General features: G+C 62.3%; 18 protein-coding genes. 4 read left to right on the top strand and 14 right to left on the bottom strand.

From position 1 onward, the window contains the following. Positions 1-5: 5 nt before the first annotated feature. Positions 6-1,592, top strand: coding sequence for a methyltransferase regulatory domain-containing protein (locus AC1VNY_RS36845; RefSeq protein WP_482408843.1), 1,587 nt, complete (start codon positions 6-8; stop codon positions 1,590-1,592). 89 nt (positions 1,593-1,681) lie between these two features. On the opposite strand, the gene AC1VNY_RS36840 is transcribed toward AC1VNY_RS36845, so the two are convergent. Next, entirely contained in the window at positions 1,682-2,311 is a 630-nt protein-coding gene (locus tag AC1VNY_RS36840; RefSeq protein WP_028339378.1) for a hypothetical protein, read from the bottom strand. Positions 2,312-2,440: 129 nt separating this feature from the next. On the opposite strand from AC1VNY_RS36840, the gene AC1VNY_RS36835 reads away from it, so the two are divergent. The 3 genes from AC1VNY_RS36835 (at position 2,441) to AC1VNY_RS36825 (ending at position 6,092) form a co-directional block, all read left to right on the top strand. After that, entirely contained in the window at positions 2,441-3,319 is an 879-nt protein-coding gene (locus tag AC1VNY_RS36835) for a hypothetical protein (protein ID WP_028339379.1), read from the top strand. A 277-nt stretch (positions 3,320-3,596) separates the two neighbouring features. Then, positions 3,597-4,682: a hypothetical protein gene (locus AC1VNY_RS36830; protein WP_482408842.1), complete on the top strand. Its 1,086-nt coding sequence runs from the start codon at positions 3,597-3,599 to the stop codon at positions 4,680-4,682. Between the two features lie 27 nt (positions 4,683-4,709). After that, positions 4,710-6,092 carry a hypothetical protein gene (locus tag AC1VNY_RS36825; RefSeq protein WP_482408841.1) on the top strand — a complete coding sequence of 461 codons (1,383 nt, stop codon included), beginning with the start codon at positions 4,710-4,712 and terminating at the stop codon, positions 6,090-6,092. A 222-nt stretch (positions 6,093-6,314) separates the two neighbouring features. Here the strand turns inward: AC1VNY_RS36825 and dhaK are convergent, their stop codons facing one another. From dhaK to AC1VNY_RS36760, 13 genes are all read right to left on the bottom strand, one after another. Continuing rightward, positions 6,315-7,298, bottom strand: coding sequence for a dihydroxyacetone kinase subunit DhaK (dhaK, locus tag AC1VNY_RS36820; RefSeq protein ID WP_482408840.1), 984 nt, complete (start codon positions 7,296-7,298; stop codon positions 6,315-6,317). Between the two features lie 36 nt (positions 7,299-7,334). Beyond that, complete coding sequence (locus tag AC1VNY_RS36815; RefSeq protein WP_028339384.1) at positions 7,335-7,757, bottom strand: hypothetical protein; 423 nt, start codon at positions 7,755-7,757, stop codon at positions 7,335-7,337. Further along, complete coding sequence (gene ptsP / locus AC1VNY_RS36810; protein WP_482408853.1) at positions 7,750-9,366, bottom strand: phosphoenolpyruvate--protein phosphotransferase; 1,617 nt, start codon at positions 9,364-9,366, stop codon at positions 7,750-7,752. The genes AC1VNY_RS36815 and ptsP overlap by 8 nt, the downstream gene beginning before the upstream one ends. A gap of 1 nt (position 9,367) precedes the next feature. Next, positions 9,368-9,670, bottom strand: coding sequence for an HPr family phosphocarrier protein (locus AC1VNY_RS36805; RefSeq protein WP_063607060.1), 303 nt, complete (start codon positions 9,668-9,670; stop codon positions 9,368-9,370). 31 nt (positions 9,671-9,701) lie between these two features. Beyond that, positions 9,702-10,094, bottom strand: coding sequence for a dihydroxyacetone kinase phosphoryl donor subunit DhaM (gene dhaM, locus AC1VNY_RS36800; protein ID WP_028163196.1), 393 nt, complete (start codon positions 10,092-10,094; stop codon positions 9,702-9,704). Then, positions 10,091-10,714, bottom strand: a complete 624-nt coding sequence (gene dhaL, locus AC1VNY_RS36795) for a dihydroxyacetone kinase subunit DhaL (protein WP_482408839.1) — start codon at positions 10,712-10,714, stop codon at positions 10,091-10,093. Before dhaL ends, dhaM begins: the two co-directional genes overlap by 4 nt. Before the next feature lie 21 nt (positions 10,715-10,735). Next, complete coding sequence (locus AC1VNY_RS36790) at positions 10,736-11,761, bottom strand: ABC transporter ATP-binding protein (protein ID WP_482408838.1); 1,026 nt, start codon at positions 11,759-11,761, stop codon at positions 10,736-10,738. Next, the gene (locus AC1VNY_RS36785; RefSeq protein WP_482408837.1) at positions 11,754-12,851 is read right to left on the bottom strand and encodes an ABC transporter ATP-binding protein; all 1,098 of its coding nucleotides are present in this window, start codon (positions 12,849-12,851) and stop codon (positions 11,754-11,756) included. The genes AC1VNY_RS36790 and AC1VNY_RS36785 overlap by 8 nt, the downstream gene beginning before the upstream one ends. A 4-nt stretch (positions 12,852-12,855) precedes the next feature. Then, a complete protein-coding gene (locus AC1VNY_RS36780) occupies positions 12,856-13,092 on the bottom strand; it encodes a hypothetical protein (RefSeq protein WP_482408836.1) in 237 nt (78 codons plus the stop codon). Further along, complete coding sequence (locus AC1VNY_RS36775) at positions 13,089-14,066, bottom strand: carbohydrate ABC transporter permease (protein WP_016843403.1); 978 nt, start codon at positions 14,064-14,066, stop codon at positions 13,089-13,091. Before AC1VNY_RS36775 ends, AC1VNY_RS36780 begins: the two co-directional genes overlap by 4 nt. Beyond that, positions 14,063-15,037 carry a carbohydrate ABC transporter permease gene (locus AC1VNY_RS36770; protein WP_482408835.1) on the bottom strand — a complete coding sequence of 325 codons (975 nt, stop codon included), beginning with the start codon at positions 15,035-15,037 and terminating at the stop codon, positions 14,063-14,065. The genes AC1VNY_RS36775 and AC1VNY_RS36770 overlap by 4 nt, the downstream gene beginning before the upstream one ends. A 71-nt stretch (positions 15,038-15,108) precedes the next feature. Then, positions 15,109-16,470: an ABC transporter substrate-binding protein gene (locus AC1VNY_RS36765; RefSeq protein WP_482408834.1), complete on the bottom strand. Its 1,362-nt coding sequence runs from the start codon at positions 16,468-16,470 to the stop codon at positions 15,109-15,111. A 485-nt stretch (positions 16,471-16,955) separates the two neighbouring features. After that, on the bottom strand, positions 16,956-20,231 hold the full coding sequence (locus AC1VNY_RS36760; RefSeq protein ID WP_482408833.1) for a beta strand repeat-containing protein: 3,276 nt from the start codon (positions 20,229-20,231) through the stop codon (positions 16,956-16,958). Between the last annotated feature and the right edge of the window lie 36 nt (positions 20,232-20,267).

The following is a 20,267-nucleotide window of genomic DNA, read 5'->3' as shown; positions in this document are numbered from 1 at the left end:
TTGCGATGAACATCCAGACCGAGCACCGCCAGCCGACCGCCGGTACCACGGCATACGACGAGGTGTATTATCCCGGGCATGTCTACGGACTCACGCACCCGAACCATCTGGCAACGATCGCTTCGGTCTACAGCATGCAGCCGACTCCGGTCGAGCGCTGCCGGGTCCTGGAACTCGGCTGCGGCGTTGGCGGCAATCTGTTGCCGATGGCTTTTCAATATCCAGACAGCGAGTTCATCGGTATCGACCTGAGCGGCGTTACGATCGAACGCGGGCGGCGAAACATCGCCGCGTTGGGCTTGAGCAACATCAGGCTTTTGCATTGCGACATCATGGATGTCGACGCTGCCTTCGGACAGTTCGACTACATCATCGCCCATGGCGTATATTCATGGGTACCGCCGATCGTGCGCGAGAAGATGATGTCCATCTTCAAGCGGAATTTGGCGCCACAGGGGCTCTGCTACGTCAGTTATAACGCGCATCCGTTCTCGCATCTTCGCGACATGGTCCGCGACATGATGCGCTACCACACCCGGCGCATCACCGGGATGAAGGAGAAAGTCGGACAAGCTCGCGCCATCGTGAAATTTCTCAGCGAAGGATCGAAGTCCAACTCGGTGCACGGTACAGTCATGCGCGATCAGTGCACCCGCGTGCTCAACGCTCCGGACGAGTTGCTTTTTCACGACGACCTCGATCAGGGCGCGACGGCCTTCCTTTTGCACGAAGTCGTCGAAGATGCCGGCCGACATGGCCTGCAATATCTGAGCGACGCCGATTTCTCACGGCGCTATCTTGCCGGCTACACCGAAGAGGTCCGCGCCACGCTGCAGCGCTTTCCTGAAAGCGAGTTCATGGCACGCGATCAGTACCAGGACTTCATCGACGGCAACGGGTTTCGGCGTACGTTGCTCTGCCACGAAGGCATCTCCCTTGACCGCCAGGTCGATCTCGACTTCATCACCCCGTTCTATCTGCTGAGCACCGCCAGCCCACGTCGCCCCGACGCCTGCCTGACCGACGATTCTGAAATGGAATTTGAAAATCAGGACGGCAGCCGGATCACGGTGACCAATCCGTTCCTGAAGGCCGCACATCTTTGTCTCGGCCGGGCCTGGCCGCGCGCGCTTTCATTCACCGAACTGCTCGATGGCGCGCGGACGCTGCTGGAGGGCCAGCAAACCGGCGATGACCAGCGGATATTGACGGAAGCGCTCTATATCCTGGCTTGCAGCGGCGAGGTCTCCTTTCTGAAATCACGGCCGTTTCTCATGAAGGAAATCACGGACTGCCCGCAGGCAAGCCTGCTCGCCCGCAGACAAGCGCAGAGCGGCCCGCTGGTTACCAATCTGCTTCACCAGACCGTGCAGTTGGAGGACGACAGGACGCGCCATTTCCTGCAGTTGCTCGACGGCTCCCGGACGATCGAGCGAATCACGGCCGAAATGACTGAAACCTTCGGACCAACCGTCCAGGTCAAGCAAATGGACGATGCCGGGCAGCCGGCCGAGCCGTTGCTGCTGTCAACCCGACAAAGCGTTGACCGTTCGCTAGCGACGGTCGGCAAACTGGGTTTGCTGGTTGCCTGAGGCTTTCGACGGCGTCGACCTCGGTAAGGAAGTGGCGGCAGGGAGCCGGGCCAGCAGCCAGTTTGTGGGAGCGGACGCCCCTCGTCCCATCAGCCGTCGTGGGTATATTGTTGGCCGAGCAGCCACCCGGTGAGAATGCCGCCAGGTCCACTGGCATAGACCGCACTAAGGCCGACGCCGGCGCGCAGCATCCGCCATTCATGTTCGCCGACCCAGGGAATGCCGGGATCACCCTTTTGGTATTGCGCCAGCAGCGTTCGGGCGACCTCCGCGGCATTGGCGTAGATCGGGCCGTTCGCCCAGCGGGGTCTCGGCAGGCCTGTCATGCGGCAGTAGAGCGCCGTGCAGACATAGGCGGACGCCTCCTCCGCATTGCCGTCAAGGCCGGTCCGCAGCAGATCGTAAGCCGCATGCAAGGCCTCGTGGACGATATAGGCTTCGTCCATTCGCCCCGTCGCCGACACGACCTCCAGCGTATTCGCCGCGACGACCGTACCGTCCGCTCGGGTTCGCGCGACGTCGTTATATTGTGCCGCAACATTTGCCGCGAGATCGGTCGGAACTCTGACGCTGACCTGCCCCAACCGGATCGCGCGAGCGACGTGATGGAACGTTTGCGGTGCAATCGTCACGTGGCTGCCACGGATCGGAAACCGGAAGCGAATACGCGCGACCGCCGGGCCATTGAGTACGTCTAGCACCCTGCTCCGAAGTGACATCGGATCGTCCTTGCTGTTGACACTGCTCCACGAATGGTGGTCGGCGTTTTCGGTTGGGAGGTTCAGTTGAACCCGGCCCCGCCCGGACCAGACAAATCGGAGACTGGCTTTGACTCGGAGGGCGGACCCTTGACGACCACCAACCCGACCACGACCGACACTTACCGCAAGATCGCGGCGCGGCTGACCATGCTCCGGCCACAGATCGATCTGTCGAAATATTTCGCGGGGCCGAATCCCAATGTCCGCCTTTATGACGAAAAGGCCTATATCCGACGCCAATTGGAGAAGTATGGCGTCGCGGCCGCGACGAGCACGCTCGACGGCGTCACGTTCCTGCCCAAGGACTGGGAAGACCTGATCAAGACGCTGCGCATTGCCAAGACGTCGGACGGATTCGACGCGTTCGCCGAAGGCAAAAGCCCGGAGAAACCGTCGCATTGGGCCCTCGATCTGTCGATGGCAGCCACAATCGGCAAGGGCTTTCGGGAGATCTGGCGCCCGAAGCTATCCGACCGGCCGCTATCTACGCGAGACCTTCCCGGCCGGCACGGCTTCGGGCTTGGACGCGGCCGAGGGCAATGGAGCGACGACTATAGTGCGCAGTTTGGCAAGGACCCGCAGCCGCAAGACATCACGTCGCTGCATTTCGCGGTAGCGCCCGACCGGGTCAATGTTCACATCGACGAGACGGGCTTCGTGTTCGAGGGCGCGGACGGCGCCCTCACGGTCGGACCGAATTTCGGGCACCACGCCGTTAATGAACTGTTCTGGAAGAGCAATCCTCACCTGCCGCGCTGGGCGATCGATCACATCGACCTGATCCTGCCGAACAGCGCCAATGATTTTTCGCGATTTGGCGTTTCGGTCGACCTGTATCAACGCAAGGACTTGCGCGTGACCGTCACCGGCTCCTGCGGCATTTTCGGAGGATTCGAGTGCTCGGGAACGCTGAGCGTCAGTGGGACGCACGATCTGCTTGGCTCCAAGCCGAAGGGCGCGCGCTGACGATCGCATTTCTGGGATCCGGGTAGCGGCAGCCTCATGCCCTTCGATGGATCTCACTGTGGTGAGGCCAGCCGGCCGTTCTGCCCATGTACCTTGCAAGGGTGGCGAAGCGCATCGTCGATGCATCGTGCACGTCGTGGGTTCGCGCCAGCGCCAGAGCAGGAGCTTGTATGGCGATATCCGGAGCCGCTTGAACCGGCGCTTCAGCAAACGCGACTGAGGGATAGGCTCGCTGACGCAAAATGCGTCCCGTGCCAGTCAAGCTAGTGGTGTTGCAATGACGCCTTTAAAGCCCCCGGTCTGGCTCGATACCAACATCCTCATAGACATACAGAACGGGCAAAGAGCTGCGGCGACCGCCGCCGAGAAAGCGCTCAGCCGACGCTTTGAGAATGAAATTCTTAATCTGGCCAAGGACGGTCACGAGGTCCTGATCTCGCCACGGGTCAAGTTTGAATTTCTAAAGGGAGCGCGCGCTCAGTCAGGCGAAAAATTGCTCACCGACTTGCGGATCGTCGAAGACAAAATGATGACCCAGGTACCCCGCGCGCAGGTTTGGAAGTGGGGCAACGAGGGTTTGAATCACGGACTTTCCGCATTCGATTCCGATGTGGTCGCCCAGGTCAGGGCGGGCGGAGTGGCTCGCGGCATTAAAAATCCGGTGTTTCTGACCAGGGACAGCGGAGGAACGCTCATTGCGATGCGCAGGAGAGGCGTTCAGGCGCTCGACTTTCGGGCACCGGAGATAAGACTGAAGGTCCCGCGGAACACACCGACCCCGCCAGAGGTCCCGCCGCCGCCGGCAGGCTCCGTTGCCGGCGAAGGATTGTGGAGCGCGGCCAAGGCCGGCTTCAAGGCCGGGTTAAAGGAGGCCCTTAAGGCCGAGAACATCGCTGCGATGATCCCCGATCTGGTCCTTATGGTGGCTGACAAGGTCGCGGCTCGGGAGGCCCTCAAGAACATTCAAGTCAAGTTCATCAAGGAGGGGTTTGCAAAGGGCGTTGCAGCGGGCGTCATGGGTTGGTCCGAGGAGGAGGTTGCATCAAATCTGATGAACCGCATCACCGCGTTCAGAGTTCAAGGCCTGGAAGATCCTGCCGGCATCCTGACGCGCGCAACCATTCTGCAAGTTGCCGAAGCGTACGAAAACTATGCGGTGGTGATTGGATTTCAGTTCAGCTCTGCCAAAGACCTGAAATGGAAGCGCGAGATGATCGCCAAGGGCTCCAAGATACTGCATCAGTATGGATATTATTTCGGAACCGACCCGCAGGCGCTGTTTGAGTACGAATTCATCGACAAGCTCGCCTGGACGCTTCAGCCGACCACCAACGCGATAGTTGAACCCGCAATACGCCACTGAAAACGACCATATTGCTGGTGATTGGTCATGCCACAATTGAAAGACAAAGTCGGTCGGTTTGCCGCGACGGGTCGCAGCTGCCAGAACTGGAAGCAAGACCAGGAGCTGGTCATCTCGCTGCTCAACAAGATCGCCATTTCCGACGGAGGTGCCGAGACCACGCTCAAACCACAAATGGTCGTGACGGGTCACGCCAGCGACAGCCTCTACAACTCGATCCTGTATTTCCAGCAAAAGAACTTCCCGGGCACGCCGGACGGCTATATTCGGCCCGGCGGGCCAACATTCACTCGGCTCGTTGACCTCGCGACCAAGGCAGCCGCCAAGCCTCCTCCTCCCAAGGGTCAATGGGATGGGATCGCGACGCCGTCCGTCGATGCCGCACTTCGCAAGGGCCTGCTCGACGATTCCAGGCTGGATTATGCGGAAGTGGTCGATATCATCAGGGCGACCGTCGCGGACGGCATGGTCACCGCATTCGAGCTGGACGATCTGACCACCATTGCAAACACCTCCAGAACGCTTTCTCCGACTTCGAAAAAGCTCATCACGCTCTTCGTCGGCGACGAAAAGAAGAAGTGGCTCGGGGTTGGTCCGTACGACCTCAGCTCGGATCAAAAGAAGCTCGCCGCGGAGATGGTCTGCGATTTCCTCAAGAACACAAGGACCACATTCTTTCCGAAGCTCGACCCGCACCGCGTCGGGATAGGCATTCTCAGGCGCATTGCGAAGCCGAGCCTCATCGATCAGGATCAAGCGAGCATGTGCGGCCCCTCCGCGCTGATGTTCAGCTACGCATCCGACAAGCCGGGACAATATGCGCGGTTCGCCATCGACCTGTATCAGAAGGGGCAGGCGAACCTCGGCCGCCTGCTGATCAAGCCGGGAAAGGACGTGAAGAACTACACACCGCCCTACTCGCTGGATCACGTCGATTGGCTGACATGCGCCTCCATTCGCGATTCCGAAAATTGGTTCCTCGATTTTGACGACACCGGCAGAATAAGCGATGCCGCGGGGATCACCTTGCCGAGCGAAATGGAGCAATGGTTCCGCAAGGCCGGATACCAGGACGTGCGCGAGGAGACCAATCTGAAATTCAGCAAAGGCCTCGACAGCGTCAACGAAGCCAACGCCCTGCTTGCCGGTGGATATCGCGTATGCCTGTTCATAAGCGCCAACATGATCGAATACGACGACCAGTCGAATGAAGGCTCCGTGTTGACGCGGCACTGGGTCGTCTTACGCGACAGGATACAAGTGTCGAACGGAAACGTGACGACAACGATCTTCACATGGGGCAAGGGAGACTACGCGATCCCGCATCCGGGCAAGGGTGGCGCCCAAAAGCCCCTCTCAATTGGGGATTTCCTTATGAATTATTACGGCTACGTTGCTGCCAAAGCGTGAGTGGTGAACGAGCGCGCTCACCACGCGTTGATGAATCACTTGGCACTCACGATCATCGATCGTCGGAGATATCGTCTACTGCACACAAAAAGATGCCGTGCCCGAAGGACACGGCAAGTTTCAGGGAGGATGAACCGGCCGACTTCCGGTGCATACCTGAGACCCCGGCTCCATCGTCGGTCAGGGCGCAATCTGAAAATCAGCGGCTGCTCGCCGCGGTGGTCACCATTTCAATGCGGCCGTGCGCACGGGATGATCCCAGAGCGCTGTGGACTCGCTGTCGAGCAGGCTCACGGTGAGCGAGCAGCCCGCCATGTCCAGCGATGTGACGTAGCTGCCGACCAGCGAACGGGCGATGCGCAGGCCCCGCTTCTCGAGCATCCGGCGCGCCGCGTTGTACATCAGATAGAGCTCGATCGACGGCGTGCCGCCGAAGCCGTTGACGAGCAGCAGCGCCTCGGTACCGGCGCGCGCGCCAAGATCGTCGGCGATCGCGGTGATCATCTCGGCGGCGATGGCGTCGGCCTGCGCAAGCTTGACGCGGCGGCGGCCCGGCTCGCCATGAATGCCGACCCCCATCTCCATCTCGTCTTCACCAAGTGCAAAGGTCGGCGTGCCCGCAGCCGGGACGGTGCAGCTAGTCAGCGCAACGCCCATCGAGCGCGTCTGTGCGTTGATGCGCTCGCCGAGCGCCACGCAGGAGATGAGATCGGCGCCTCTCTCAGCGGCGGCGCCGACGATCTTTTCGACAATCAACGTGCCGGCCACACCGCGCCGTCCGATACTGTAGGTCGACTTCTCGACCGCGACATCGTCATCGGTCACGATGGTGGCGGTGCGGCCTTCGGCGATCTCGGCCGCCATCTCGAAATTCATGCGGTCGCCGGCGTAATTCTTGACGATGAACAGGACGCCGGCATCGCCCGCGACCGCCTGTGCGGCCTCGACGATCTGGTCCGGCGTCGGCGAAGTGAACACCTGGCCGGGACAGGCGGCATCCAGCATGCCGTAGCCGACGAAGCCCGCATGCAGCGGCTCGTGCCCGCTGCCGCCGCCCGACACCAGCGCGACCTTCTTGCCGTTCAGCTCGCGGCGGCGAACGAATTTGCGCTCGGCGCCCAGCACGACCAGATCGGCGTGCGCGGCCGCGAAACCGTCAAGGCTTTCACCGAGCACGTTGTCGACCGCATTGATGAACTTCTTCATGGTGTCCTCCCGCCTCGTCCGTTCGGCGTTTCTCGCCTATTTTTCCCGCATGATGCCAATCAGTCGCCGCGTGAACTCCTGCAGCAGCGTGTCAAGTTCGGCGTTGCGCTTGGCGCTGCCGAGATCCGGCAGATGCAGCGTCAGCGTCCGCTCGTGCGAGCCTTCGCTCAGCCGGCCGACGCGGCGCGGATGCGCGCGGGCATAGGCGCGAAGGAAGGCGCTCTTCGCCTGTGGCGGGAAGTGGCAGACATCGAAGATCGTGTTGAGATGTTGCACCGGGATCGGCACCGGATAGGCCGGGTTGCTGATCTGGCTGACGAAGCTGCGGTTCTTTCCCATGGCATGGGCGAGCCGCAGCCGCATGCCGGACGGGCGGCTTTCGAGCACCTCCTTGAAGATGCGCTTGTAGACCGCAACCGCGCCGGCTTCGGGCGCGTCATCGGCCGCCGTATCAGCCAACGCTGCCTCCGCTGCTCAGCCGGTCGATGGTGTGCTTGATCTGCGCCAGCGCCGAGGGGTTCACGGACAATTCGCGCAGTCCGCAATTCAGCAATGCGGGCAGGCAGCGCGGATCACCGGCCATGTCGCCGCACAGGCTGACACTGATGCCGGCGCGGCGGCCGTGCTCCGCAGTCCGCGCGATCAGTTCGAGCACTGCGGGATGCAGAGGGTCCATCAAGGGGGCGAGAGCTCCGTTGGAACGATCGCAGGCCAGGACATATTGCGCGAGATCGTTCGAGCCGATCGAGAAGAAGGCGGCCTTGAAGCTAGATACCGCGAGGGCCGCCGCCGGGACCTCGACCATGATTCCCAGCTCGGGAAGCATTGCGGCAATGCCGTCCGCCTGCAAGCGCTGCACGATATCGGCGAACAGCTTCCGTCCCGCCTCGAGCTCATCCACCGAGGTGACCATCGGGAACATGACCTTGAGATTGCCACGCACCGCCGCGCGTGCCAGCGCGCGGAGCTGGACGGCAAAGATCTCAGGCCGGGCCAGGCACAGGCGCAGACCGCGCACCCCGAGGAACGGATTGGCTTCGCCATCCATCGTGAACCCGGGCACCGGCTTGTCGCCGCCCGCATCGAACGTGCGGATGGTGACGGGCCGCTGGCCGGCCCAGCGCAACACCGCGTCATAGGCCTGGAATTGGGTCTCCTCGTCCGGCGCGCTCCGGCCGGCGAGCAGGAATTCAGTCCGCATCAGGCCGATGCCGTCGGCATATTGCGCGTCGGCATGCTCGAGATCCTCGACGCGCTGGATGTTGATGAAGAGCTTGATCCGCTCGCCGCGCCAGGAGGCCGTCGGCCGACGCAGGATCGCGCGCGCGGATGCCCTGCTCTTGAGATGGCTGTCGCGCCGCTTCTCGAAAGTGCGGACCTGTTCGGCGTTGGGATCGAGCTCCAGCGTCGCGCCTTCGCCGTCGAGCAGCGCCGTGGTGCCGATGTCCGGAATGGAACCGAGCTGCACCACCATCGGGATGCCGCGCGCCCGCGCCAGCATCGCGACATGGCTGGTCGGGCTTCCGCGCAACAGCGCCAGGCCACCGCCGGCGGACCAGTCAATCTCGAGGAATCGCGATGGCGGCAAATCGTCGGCGCAGACCACGCCCCCGCTCGGGACCTTCAGCGGCTGCCCCTGGTCGCCACGCAGAATGTGGACCACGCGGTCGCGCAAATCCGCAAGATCGGAGGAACGCGCTTTCAGATAGTCGTCCGGCGCGGAATTGTAGTCGGCGATGTGCGCGTCGAGCGTCGAACGCCATGCAATATCGGCCGGACGTCCCTCGCCGATCGACGCGAAGATCGCCTCGATCAAATCCTCATCCTCCAGCAGCGCAACCTGAAATTCGAGAATCTGCGCAGCTTCGCCGCCGGCGCTGGCGGCAAGATCCGCGATCTGGCCACTCGCGACGTCGATCGCATTGCGCAAGGCCAGCGCCTCCTCGACCAGTGTGCCGGCCACACGCTCGCCGGCCGCGCCCGCGTCGACACGGACGAACGGGCCATGGGCAAAGCCGATCGAGGCGGTCCTGCCGCGGTAGGCCAGCCCTGCAGCGCCGCCCTGCATGCTATGGTGCTCCATCCGGGAAATCGCTTGCGATCAGATCGACCAGCGCCGCGACCGCGGCCTCGGCATCGCTGCCGGAGGCCTTGATCTCGATCGTGCTGCCGTGTGCCGCGCGCATTGCCATGATCTTGGCCACGCTCTTGGCATTGATCCATTCAGGCGCGCCCGCGACCCGCACCGAGATCTGAGCCTGGAATTTCTTGGCGAGCTTGGTCAGCTTGACCGCGGGGCGCGCGTGCATGCCAACCGCGTGCACCAACCGCACATTGCCGGTGAAGATCTGTTCGTCCGCTTTATCAAGCATGCTCATCATCCATCATCGCTTCGCCGCCGCCTCAGTCGGCAGAGAGTTCCTCGGCCACGGCCCTGACCTGGGCCAGCGAGCTGCCGCCCGCAGCTTCGGTCGCCGCCATGACGGCGCCCTCGACGATCGGCGCGTTGCAGACGACAACGAGATCGCGCCGCGCCGGCTCCAACATCTCGACCGCCATTTCACTGTTCGTCTCGGCGCCGCCGAGGTCGACAAGCACAGCAACGCCTTTTGACGACCAGGCGTCGTTGATGGCGTCGATGATCAACGGCACGCTGGTGCCGAGACCACCGTCGGGATTGCCGCCGCAGAAGGCGACCTTGACCTCGCTGCCGACCATTTGCCGCACCATGTCTGCGGTTCCCTTGGCGATGTCCCGGGAATGCGAGACGATCACGATCCCTACGGTGTCGGTCATTGCCGCGCCTCCAGGCCAGTGCATACAGCCTGCAGCAGAACGCAGCTCGATCGTGCCCCGGGATCGACATGGCCGACGCTGCGCGCGCCGAGGAACGACGCCCGGCCCTTGGTGGCTTGCATCGGCACCGTACGCTCGACCGCTTCAGCCGCGGTGCTGCGCACCCGCGCGATCAGATCGGGTTGGCCGGCGCCGGCTTTCAGCGTCTCCAGCACCGGAACGAGCACGTCGAGCATCGTCTTCTCGCCGGCCTGCGAGCGGCCGCGCGCGCTCACCGCGTCCACTCCGCTGCCGAACACGTCGGCGAGATCATCGGGCAGATGCTTGTCTTGCGACAGCGCCTCGCCCGCGGCGAGAAAGAAGCTGCCATAGAGCGGGCCGGAGGCGCCGCCAACCGTCATGACCAGGGTCTTGCCGATCGTCTTGAATGCCTCGTTGAGCGGCTGCGCCGAGATGGCATCGAGCTTGCCGAGCACGGCTTCGAAGCCGCGTTTCATGTTGGTCCCGTGGTCGCCGTCGCCGATCGCCTGGTCCAGGCTCGTGAGCTCCGGCGCGCTGGCGATGACCTGCTCGGCGGCCGCCTTGAGCAGCGACTTGAATGTCTCGGGTTGCACAGACATCTATCTGAACCTCTCGCTCCTCTATTGAACCATCGCGCCGATACGTTGCCCCGCACGGTCGAAACACAGCGGACGCACCAGTTGCAATTCAACCTCCTGGCCGGCCCGCAGCGGCTGATGCGGATCCGCGAGCGTCACCAGAGTTTCGCCCTTATAGTCGAGGTGAACGTGATTCTGCTCGCCGAGATGCTCGACGCGATGCACCCGGCCGACCATCCGCCCGCCGTTGCGCGCGGCGATCTGGAGGTGCTCGGTGCGAATGCCGACCGTCTCGGTTTCCGGCGGTATCGCCACATCGGACAGCAGCCGTGCGGGCAGGAAATTGATCTGGGGCGTCCCGAGCCGCGACGCGACATAGCTGCTGGATGGATTTTCGTAGATCTCCCTCGGCGTGCCGAGCTGAAGCAGCCAGCCGTCCTTGATCACGCCGATCCTCGATGCCATCGTCATGGCTTCGACCTGATCGTGGGTCACATACAAGATGGTCGCGCCGAGCTCGAGCTGGATCCGCTTCAGCTCGAGGCGAAGCTCGGCGCGAAGCTTTGCATCCAGCGACGACAGCGGCTCGTCCATCAGATAGATCGAGGGATCGCGCACCAGCGCGCGGCCGATCGCGACCCGCTGCATCTCACCTCCCGACAGGCGGGTGGCGCGATTATTCAGCTTGCTGGCGATGTGCAGGAGCTCCGCGGTCTGCTCGACGCGCTTGCGGATCAGCGGCTCCGGCACGCGCCGCGCCGGAGAGCGCAGCGGGAACGCGAGGTTGTCATAGACCGACAAATGCGGATACAGCGAATATTGCTGGAACACGAATGCGATGTCCCGTGCACCCGGCGGCTCACGCGTCACGTCGCGCCCCCCGATCATGACCGAACCGGCGTCGGGACCTTCGAGCCCGGTGATCAGTCGCAGCGTCGTGGTCTTGCCGGCACCGCTCGGCCCGAGCAGGACGAGGAATTCGCCGTCGTTCACCGTCAGCGAAAGGTCGCGCACCGCCTCCACCGCGCCGAAGCGCTTGCTGATATTGCGCAAGCTGACGTCAACCATGGCGCACGCCCTCCTCGCCGGCGGTCCTGATTGCAAGGCCGCTGCCGGCATCGAACAGTGAGAGCCGAACGGAGTTGAATTCGAGGCCGACCGTCTCTCCGATCCGCACCGAGGCGCTCGACGGCAGCCGCGCCGCGAGCCGCCCATACGCCGTGTCGATGGTGACGATCTGCGTCGTGCCGAGATATTCCGCGCCGAACACCTCGCCACGAACGGATCCGGCGTCGGTGAATCGAATATGCTCCGGGCGAACCCCGAGCGCCAGCGCAGCGCTGGCCCGGTCCTCGCGGATCTCGGGCACCGCGAGCCTGGCGTCGTGGAAATTGATCGCCCGGTCACCAGACCGCAGGCCGCTCTCGAAGCGCAGGAAGTTCATCGGCGGCGAGCCGATGAAGTCCGCGACGAACATGCTGGCGGGCCGGTCGTAGACCTCCTGCGGCGTACCGATCTGTTCCACGCGCCCCTTGTTCATGATTGCGATCTGGTCGGCCATCGACATCGCCTCGAGCTGGTCGTGGGTGACATAGACCGTGGTCGCCTTGATGCGATCGTGCAGGTCGCGCAGCTCGCCGCACATCAGATGACGAAACTCGGCGTCGAGCGCGCCCAGCGGCTCGTCCATCAGGAAGGCCTTCGGGCGCCGCACCATGGCGCGCCCGAGCGCGACGCGCTGGCGGTCGCCGCCGGAGAGCTTTGATGTCTTGCTCGACAGCAGATGCTCGATCCGCAGCATCCGCGCGGTCTCCTGCACCCGCTCGCGAATCTCGTGCCGCGCCATGCCCTGGCACTTCAGCGGGAAGCCGATGTTCTGCCCGACATTCATGTGCGGATAGAGCGCGAACAGCTGGAACACGAACGCGATGTCGCGGGCGGCGGCGCGGTGGAACGTGACGTCCTCCCCGTCGAGCAGGATCTTGCCCTCAGTCGGCAGCTCGAGGCCGGCAATCATGCGCAAGGTGGTGGTCTTGCCGCAGCCGGAGGGGCCGAGCAACGCGAAGAAGGTGCCGTCGTCGATGGTGAAGCTCGACCCTTCCACCGCGGTGAACTGATCGAACGACTTGCGAAGATTTTCGATGCGGATCTGAGCCATGGCCCTATTCCGGAAAGTGGCTGACGACGACGAAGCCGACCGTGCCGGCGAGAATCGTCACGAATGAATAGCTGTACAGATCGATCGAGAAAGGCTGCACCAGCATGAAGATGCCGCCTCCGATCAGGATCATCGCAACGACCTCCCAGCGCCCGCGGCTGAACAAGCGATGCACTGTCCTCTTGGTCCCCTTGGTCCCCTTGGTCCCCTTGGTCCCCTTGGCAACAACAGAACCGCTCATTTGCGCACCGCTCCGAAGGTGATGCCGCGCAACAGATGCTTGCGGAGCAACACAGTGAACATGACGATCGGGACAACGAACAGCGTGGTCGCGGCGGCAACCGCCGGCCAGTCCTGCCCGCCCTCGCCGATGATGAAAGGGATGAAGGGCGGCATGGTCTGCGCCTCGCCGCTGGTCAGCAGAACCGCGAAGGCGTATTCGTTCCAGGAGAAGATCAGGCAGAAGATCGCGGTCGCCGCAATTCCGGTGACGGCCTGCGGCAGCACCACCTTGCGCAGCGCCTGCAGTCGCGTGTAGCCGTCGACGAGGGCCGCCTCCTCGTACTCGCGCGGGATCTCGTCGATGAACCCCTTGAGCAGCCAGACCGCGAGCGAGACGTTCACGGCGGTATAGAGCAGGATCATTCCGAGCCTGGTGTCGGTCAGGTTGAGCTGCCGGTACATCAGATAGATCGGGATCGCGACCGCGACCGGCGGCATCATCCGCGTCGAGAGAATGAAGAACAGGAGATCGTCGGCCAGCGGAATGCGGAAGCGCGAGAAGGCGTAGGCCGCGAGCGTACCGAGGAAGACGGCGAGGAAGGTCGAACCGAACCCGATGATCAGCGAGTTGACGAAGCGGGGGACGACTTTGGACGGTCCGGCAATGACCATGTCATGCTTGCGGACGAGCTTGTCATACCAGGTTTCCGGCGGCGGCAACTTGGCGATGAAATCAGGTGTCTGGCGGGTGCGCACCGTGAACAGGTTGACATAACCTTCGAGCGTCGGCTCGAAGATCACCTTGGGCGGATAGGCGATGGCATCGCTTTGCGACTTGAAGGCGGTGGCAACGATCCAGACTAGCGGCAGGATCGTGATCAACGCATAGAGGATGACGAGAGCACCAGCGAATGCCTTGGTGCGCGGCGAGGCCTCGACGATCGAGTGTGCGCTGGATCTGGCCAGGACGGATTTGGCTACGGCAGCGGTCATCGTTGCTTCACCTTGTTGAGCGCTTTGACGTAGATGTTGGCGGCACCGAACACGGTCACGAACAGGATGATGGCAAGCGCGGAGGAATAGCCGGTGCGCCACTTCTCGAATGCCGCGCGCTTGAGGGTGATCGATACGAGTTCGGTGGTCGACCCCGGCCCTCCCGAGGTCAGCAGGTTGACCATGTCGAACATCTTGAAGTTCTCGATCGCGCGAAACAGTACCGCCAGCATCAGGAACGGCACCGTCATCGGCAGCGTGATCGACCAGAACTGCCGCCAGGCCGAGGCACGATCGACCTCAGCCGCCTCGTAGATATAGTCCGGGATCGAGCGTAGCCCGGCGAGACAGATCAGCATCACGTACGGCGCCCATATCCAGGTGTCGACGAGCACGATGGTCCATGGCGCGAGCGCGACCTGCCCTGTCATGCTGAACGAGCTCGGCGGCACACCGGTGAACAAGCTGATCAGATAGTTGAACGGGCCGATCTGCGGCTGCAGCAGCAACGTCCAGAAATTGCCGACAACCGCCGGCGACAGCATCATCGGCAGCAGGATGATCGTGGTCCAGAAACTGTGGCCGCGGAACTGACGGTTGATCAGAAGCGCGAGCCCAAAGCCGACCACGACCTGCAAGGCGACCGAGCAGATCACGAATTGTGCGGTGGTCTGGAGCCGGAACCAGACGTCCTCGTCGTTGAGTATGTCGCTGAAATTGTCGAGCCCGACAAACCGCAGCGGCAGATAGGACATGCTGAGGTTGAGGCTGGTGAAGGACAGCCGGATCATCCAGACCAGCGGGAAGATGTTGATCGCGAGCAGCAGCGCAATCGTCGGCGCGACGAACAGCCACGCGATGGTCCGGTCGGACAGACCATGGCCGCGGCGCGCGGCGCGGGATTTGGCGGGCTCGCTCACGCCCGGGATCGTAGCATGATCGGGTTGCAGGATCGTCGTCATCTTGTCCATCGGCTGGGCTGGTTCGGCTTCCCCGAGGCTGACCTCGGGGAAGCCAGTTCAGTTGGGACGCGGAGTTCGGGCTATTGTGAGGAGGCGACTTCCTTGCCCTGTTCCTTGAACACCTTGGTCCAGTCCTTGACCAGGAGATCGAGCGCCTGCTGCGCCGTGCCCTTGTCGGCGACGACGTAGTCATGCACCCGCTTCTGCATATCAAGCAGCAGCTGGGCGTAGGACGGCTCGGCCCAGAAGTCCTTGACGATGCCCATCGACTCCAGGAATTGCGGCGCGAACGCTGCGCTCTTCGGGAAGTCCGGCGCGTCGACCACCGCCTTGAGCGCCGAGTAGCCGCCGATCTGCCACCATTTCTGCTGCACGGCGGGCTGCGCGAACCACTTGATATAGGCGAGCGCGTCGTCCTTGCGGTCGGAGGTCGCAACCACCGAGATACCCTGTCCGCCGAGTTGGGTGAAGTGCCCGTTCGGGCCGGCCGGATTGACGAAGAAGCCGATCTTGTCGCCGCCGACATTCGGATCCTTGTAGAGGCCGGGGAAGAAGGCGAACCAGTTCATCTGCATCGCCACCTGGCCCGACTTGAAGGCATCGAGCCCTTCCTGCATGTAGGCGTTGGTCATGCCCGGCGCGGTGCAGCACTTATAGAGCTCCTTGTAGAACTCGAGCCCCTTGGCCGCCTCGGCGGAATTGACGATGCCCTGCATCTGGTACGGCTTCTTCGGATTGTCGTAGCTGAAGCCGTAATTGTAGAGCACGTTGGTCACGCCCATCGTGATGCCTTCGGAGCCGCGCTCGGTGAAGATGTAGGCGCCATAGACCTTCTTGCCGTCGATCTCGCGGCCCTGGAAGAACTCCGCGATCTGCTTCAACTCGTCATAGGTTTTCGGCGGTGCCAGATCACGACCGTACTTGGCCTTGAAAGCCGACTGAATGTCGGGCCGCGAGAACCAGTCCTTGCGATAGGTCCAGCCCACCGCGTCGGCCATCGCCGGCAGCGCCCAGTAGTTCGGCGAGTTCTTCGGCCACTGCGAATAGCCGACGACGGTCGCCGGGACGAAGTCGTCCATCGAGATCTTCTCCTTGGCGAAGAAGTCGTTGAGCTTGACGTACCACTTGTTCTCGGCGGCGCCGCCGATCCACTGGCTGTCGCCAATGATCAGGTCGCAGAGCTTGCCGTGGGAGTTGAGCTCGTTGAGGAAGCGATCCGCGTAGCTCGTCCAGGGGACAAACTCGTACTTCATCTCAATGCCGGATTGCTTGGTGAAATCCTTGCCGAGTTCGACCAGCGCGTTGGCCGGATCCCATGCCGCCCAGCACAGCGTGAGCTGCTTACCCTGGGCCGCAGCTTGGCCTCCGCCAAATATCCCCAGCAGCGCCGCCCCGAGAACCGTGGTGGCCGCTGAGCTTCTCAGCCAATTGAATGTTCGCATATCCGTTTCCTCTCTCGTTGAAGCATCCAACCCGCTCGGCGCGCTCTGCCGGAGCGACGCCAAGACCCTGAAACCGAGTTTGAGGAGCGACGAGTGAAGGACGAGACGGACCGTTGCCGGAGACGGCTCCGGCATTGGCTTGGGCTCCTCCTGCACATCGGCGCTCGATGCGCGATGTTTAGTTTTTTGTATTACTAAACGTAGTACTAAAATTTTTGAGCCGTCAAGCCGGTTCTCGCGACCCTGGCGAAAATATTCGCGACGCTCGCACGGGCAAGCGCCGACGTTTGCAATGCAACAAAATGTCCGAGATTTACAGCGAATGTGACGGACCACGATTGCCGATCTGGTCCGACCGACGCAATTCGGCCCGTCCCGACAACAGGAAAGCCGGAAGGTTAGCCACAGCCGGTATGTTTAGTACGATACTTTACTGAACGTTCAACAAAACGATTGAGAGCGCAAGCAGTCTCGCCGGCAATGTCTTACAGCAACACGTGTGGATCGAGATACTTGATCAGAGTTCCGCCGGCACCATCTGCTCCGACTTCGAAAGCGCCCGTTGAGTACTGTCCCAGGAGAGCGATATGAGCTGTGTGGGTACCATCGCTTATGCTGAGCATTCCCCCGTCGCCCGCCGCATTTGCGGCATAACTGGCCGTCGTTCCTGCACCTGACAGAATATCGGCCAGGTCGAGTTGATCGTCCGAGTTTAGACCGACGATGGACCCCGTGAAATTGACGGAATGATCGAGCTTCAGGGTTCCGATGGCATCAAAGTCAAACTTCACGTCGGTTGATGCCATGCTGCGCAGTTCGAGCGTTGCGGTGCCACTAATCTGCGCCGCGCCCCCGCTGACATCGTGATTGGCAATGATGTTGCCGCCGTTAGCCCAGAGCAGACCGGAGTTGGTGACCGCGCTGTCGATCACCAAACCGCCGGGGCCGGTCGCCTCCAGGGTACCGGAATTGATGACCGCGTTCTCTCCGGTATCGATCTCCAGCGCATTGGCCCCGGTCGCGACGATCGTACTTTGGTTGATCAGCGTCATCGTGCCCGCGCCGAGCTGACCGGCGCCGGAAATCGTATTGTCGACGTTCGTCAGCGTCACATCGGAAACCGCACCGCTGACGACATTTCCGATGTTGTCGGACAACAGCATGTGACCGCCGCCTTCAAGCGATATGCCGTGCTCGATGAGCCGCAGGTCGGTCTCACTGCCGGTCGAACCCAGCGAAATTGTTCCTGTATTGTGGATGATGCCGGACAACGGCAGGATTGCGCCATCGCTGATGGTCATCGTGACAGAGTTCTCGACCACGGGTGTCTGATCGAATACGAAGTCGTCGGCCGAGAGCGAGCCGGCGTCGATACCGTCCAATGTGATTGTTTGACCATCACCCAGCGTGATCACGGCATTGCCCGCCGCGTTATTCGCCGTATGCGCCTGGATATCGGCGAACGCCGTGAACTCGGCGTAGCCGATCAAGTCAATCTTGTCGTACATCAGATCGAAACTGTAGACGACATCGTGTCCGATCGGCTGCGAGAACACGAGCAGATCGTTGCCGCCCGAGGCGGTGAGATTATCATCGCCGGAGATGGCAAAAATCGGATTGCCCGGTGCGTAAGCTTCGACGTTGTCGAGAACGGTTGCTCTTCCGGTGCTGCCGTCGGCATTTATCCAGCTCTCCGTGACATTGAGCACGAGAGCACCGGCATAGGACGACGGCGTTGTTACGGTTAGCGAACCGATGTCATTGGTCACCACCGTCCACGAACCGTCTGAATTGTGTGTTCCTCCGCTGATGGTCCAATCGGATGGAGCCCCTGCTATGGTGAGGGACACCTCGCCGTGGTTTCCGGTGGGATCGGCAAAACCTAGGTTGATGGGTTCTCCCGCGACGCCCGCCGGTGCCTTATGAGTCTGGGAGGACGAATTTCCCACAGCATCGGTTATTGTCACGGTTATGGAGTCGTTTTGAAGGTTTGCTCCATTGTCGATGCTGTTGAAGGTCCAGGTGGTGCCATTCTTGGTGATCGAGGCCCACGTCAAGTCTCGATTTTGCGAGTTGTCGAAAATCCTGAAAGTGGCATTTGGATCGTCGATCCCGGTTACGACGATGCGCTTGCTCGAACCGCCCGATGTTACGTAGGACCAGCTCGAGAAAGTCGGTTCCTGGCGGTCGATGGAGACGGTGTCAGATCCCGCGCCGCCGAGATTGCCGGCGGCGTCGGTGTAGCTGCCCGCCGTCACCGACACCGATCCGGCCGCAGAGACGCCATCGGTTGCCGTGAAGGTGGCGTGATAGTGCGTGCTGTCGTCCTGCGTCAGGCCGCTGATCGTGCCATTGGTCGTCGTAATATCGGCGGCCGTGAAGCTGGCGCCTGGCGCCTCGCTGAAGGTGAAGGTCACGTTCGAGCTCGGCGTGCCGTCGCTCAGTGACGTGGCGACGATGTCCACCGCGACGGTCGGGTTGAGCCGATCGATGGCGACCGTGTCAGACCCGGCGCCGCCGAGATTGCCGGCGGCGTCGGTGTAGCTGCCCGCCGTCACCGACACCGATCCGGCGGCAGAGACGCCATCGGTTGCGGTGAAGGTCGCGTGGTAATGCGTGCTGTCGTCGTGCGTCAGGCCGCTGATCGTGCCATTGGTCGTCGCAATGTCGGCGGCCGTAAAGCTGGCGCCCGGCGCCTCGCTGAAGGTGAAGGTCACGTTCGAGCTCGGCGTGCCGTCGCTCAGCGACGTGGCGACGATGTCCACCGCGACGGTCGGCGGTGTCGTGTCGATAATTTGCGCAGTGGCTGTCCCGGTGCCGACCACCAGATGCTCGAAGTTTCCGCCCTCGGTCCCCGTGATCGTCGCGGTCAAACTCGACGAGTTGGGGGTGCTAACGACCAGTGTGCCCGCGGTCTGGCCGTTGGCGATGGTGATGTCGCCCTGGTCGGTATGCACCGTGGTGATGCCTTGCGAGGCGTTCGACAGCGTCGCCGTGAACGTGATGGTTGGATCATGGTCGGTCACGTTCGACGTGGAGAGGTTGACTGCCGCATCGGTGACGGTGTCATTGACATGGGCCGTCGCGGACCCGGTCCCCACCACCAGGTTCTCGAAGTCGCCGCCCTCGGTCCCGGTGATGTTGGCGGTCAGACTCGTGGCGTCGTTGTAGACGTCCTCGCCATTGCCCGAGGCGAGCACCAGCGTGCCCGTAGTCTGGCCGTTGGCGATCGTGATGTCGCCCCGGTCGGTATGCACCGTGGTGACGCCTTCCGAGGCGTTCGACAGTGTTGCCGTGAACGTGTAGTTGGCGACCGCGCCTTCCAGCACCGTCGAGGCACTGAGGTTCACCGTCGCATCCGTGATGGTGTCATTGACCTGCGCCGTCGCAGATCCGGTGCCGACGACGAGGTTCTCGAAGTTGCCGCCTTCGGTCCCGATGATGTTGGCGGTCAGCGACGATGCATCCTGATAGACGTCCTCGCCATTGCCCGAGGCGATCACCAGCGTCCCAGTGGTCTGGCCGTTCGCGATCGTAATGTCGCCCTGGTCGGTATGCACCGTGGTGACGCCTTCCGAGGCGTTCGACAGTGTCGCCGTAAAGGTGTAGTTCGCGACCGCTCCTTCCAGCACCGTCGAGGCGCTGAGATTGACCGTCGCGTCAGTGACGGTGTCGTCGACATGCGCGGTCGCTGCCCCGGTGCCGACGACCAGGTGCTCAAAATTGCCGCCCTCGGTCCCGGTGCTGTCTCTTATACACATCTGACGCTGCCGACGATCGCATAAGTGTAGATCTCG

The organism is Bradyrhizobium ferriligni, from assembly GCF_056837965.1.
The sequence above is the reverse complement of the archived record's forward strand: the minus strand, read 5'-3'. Positions and strand labels throughout refer to the sequence as shown.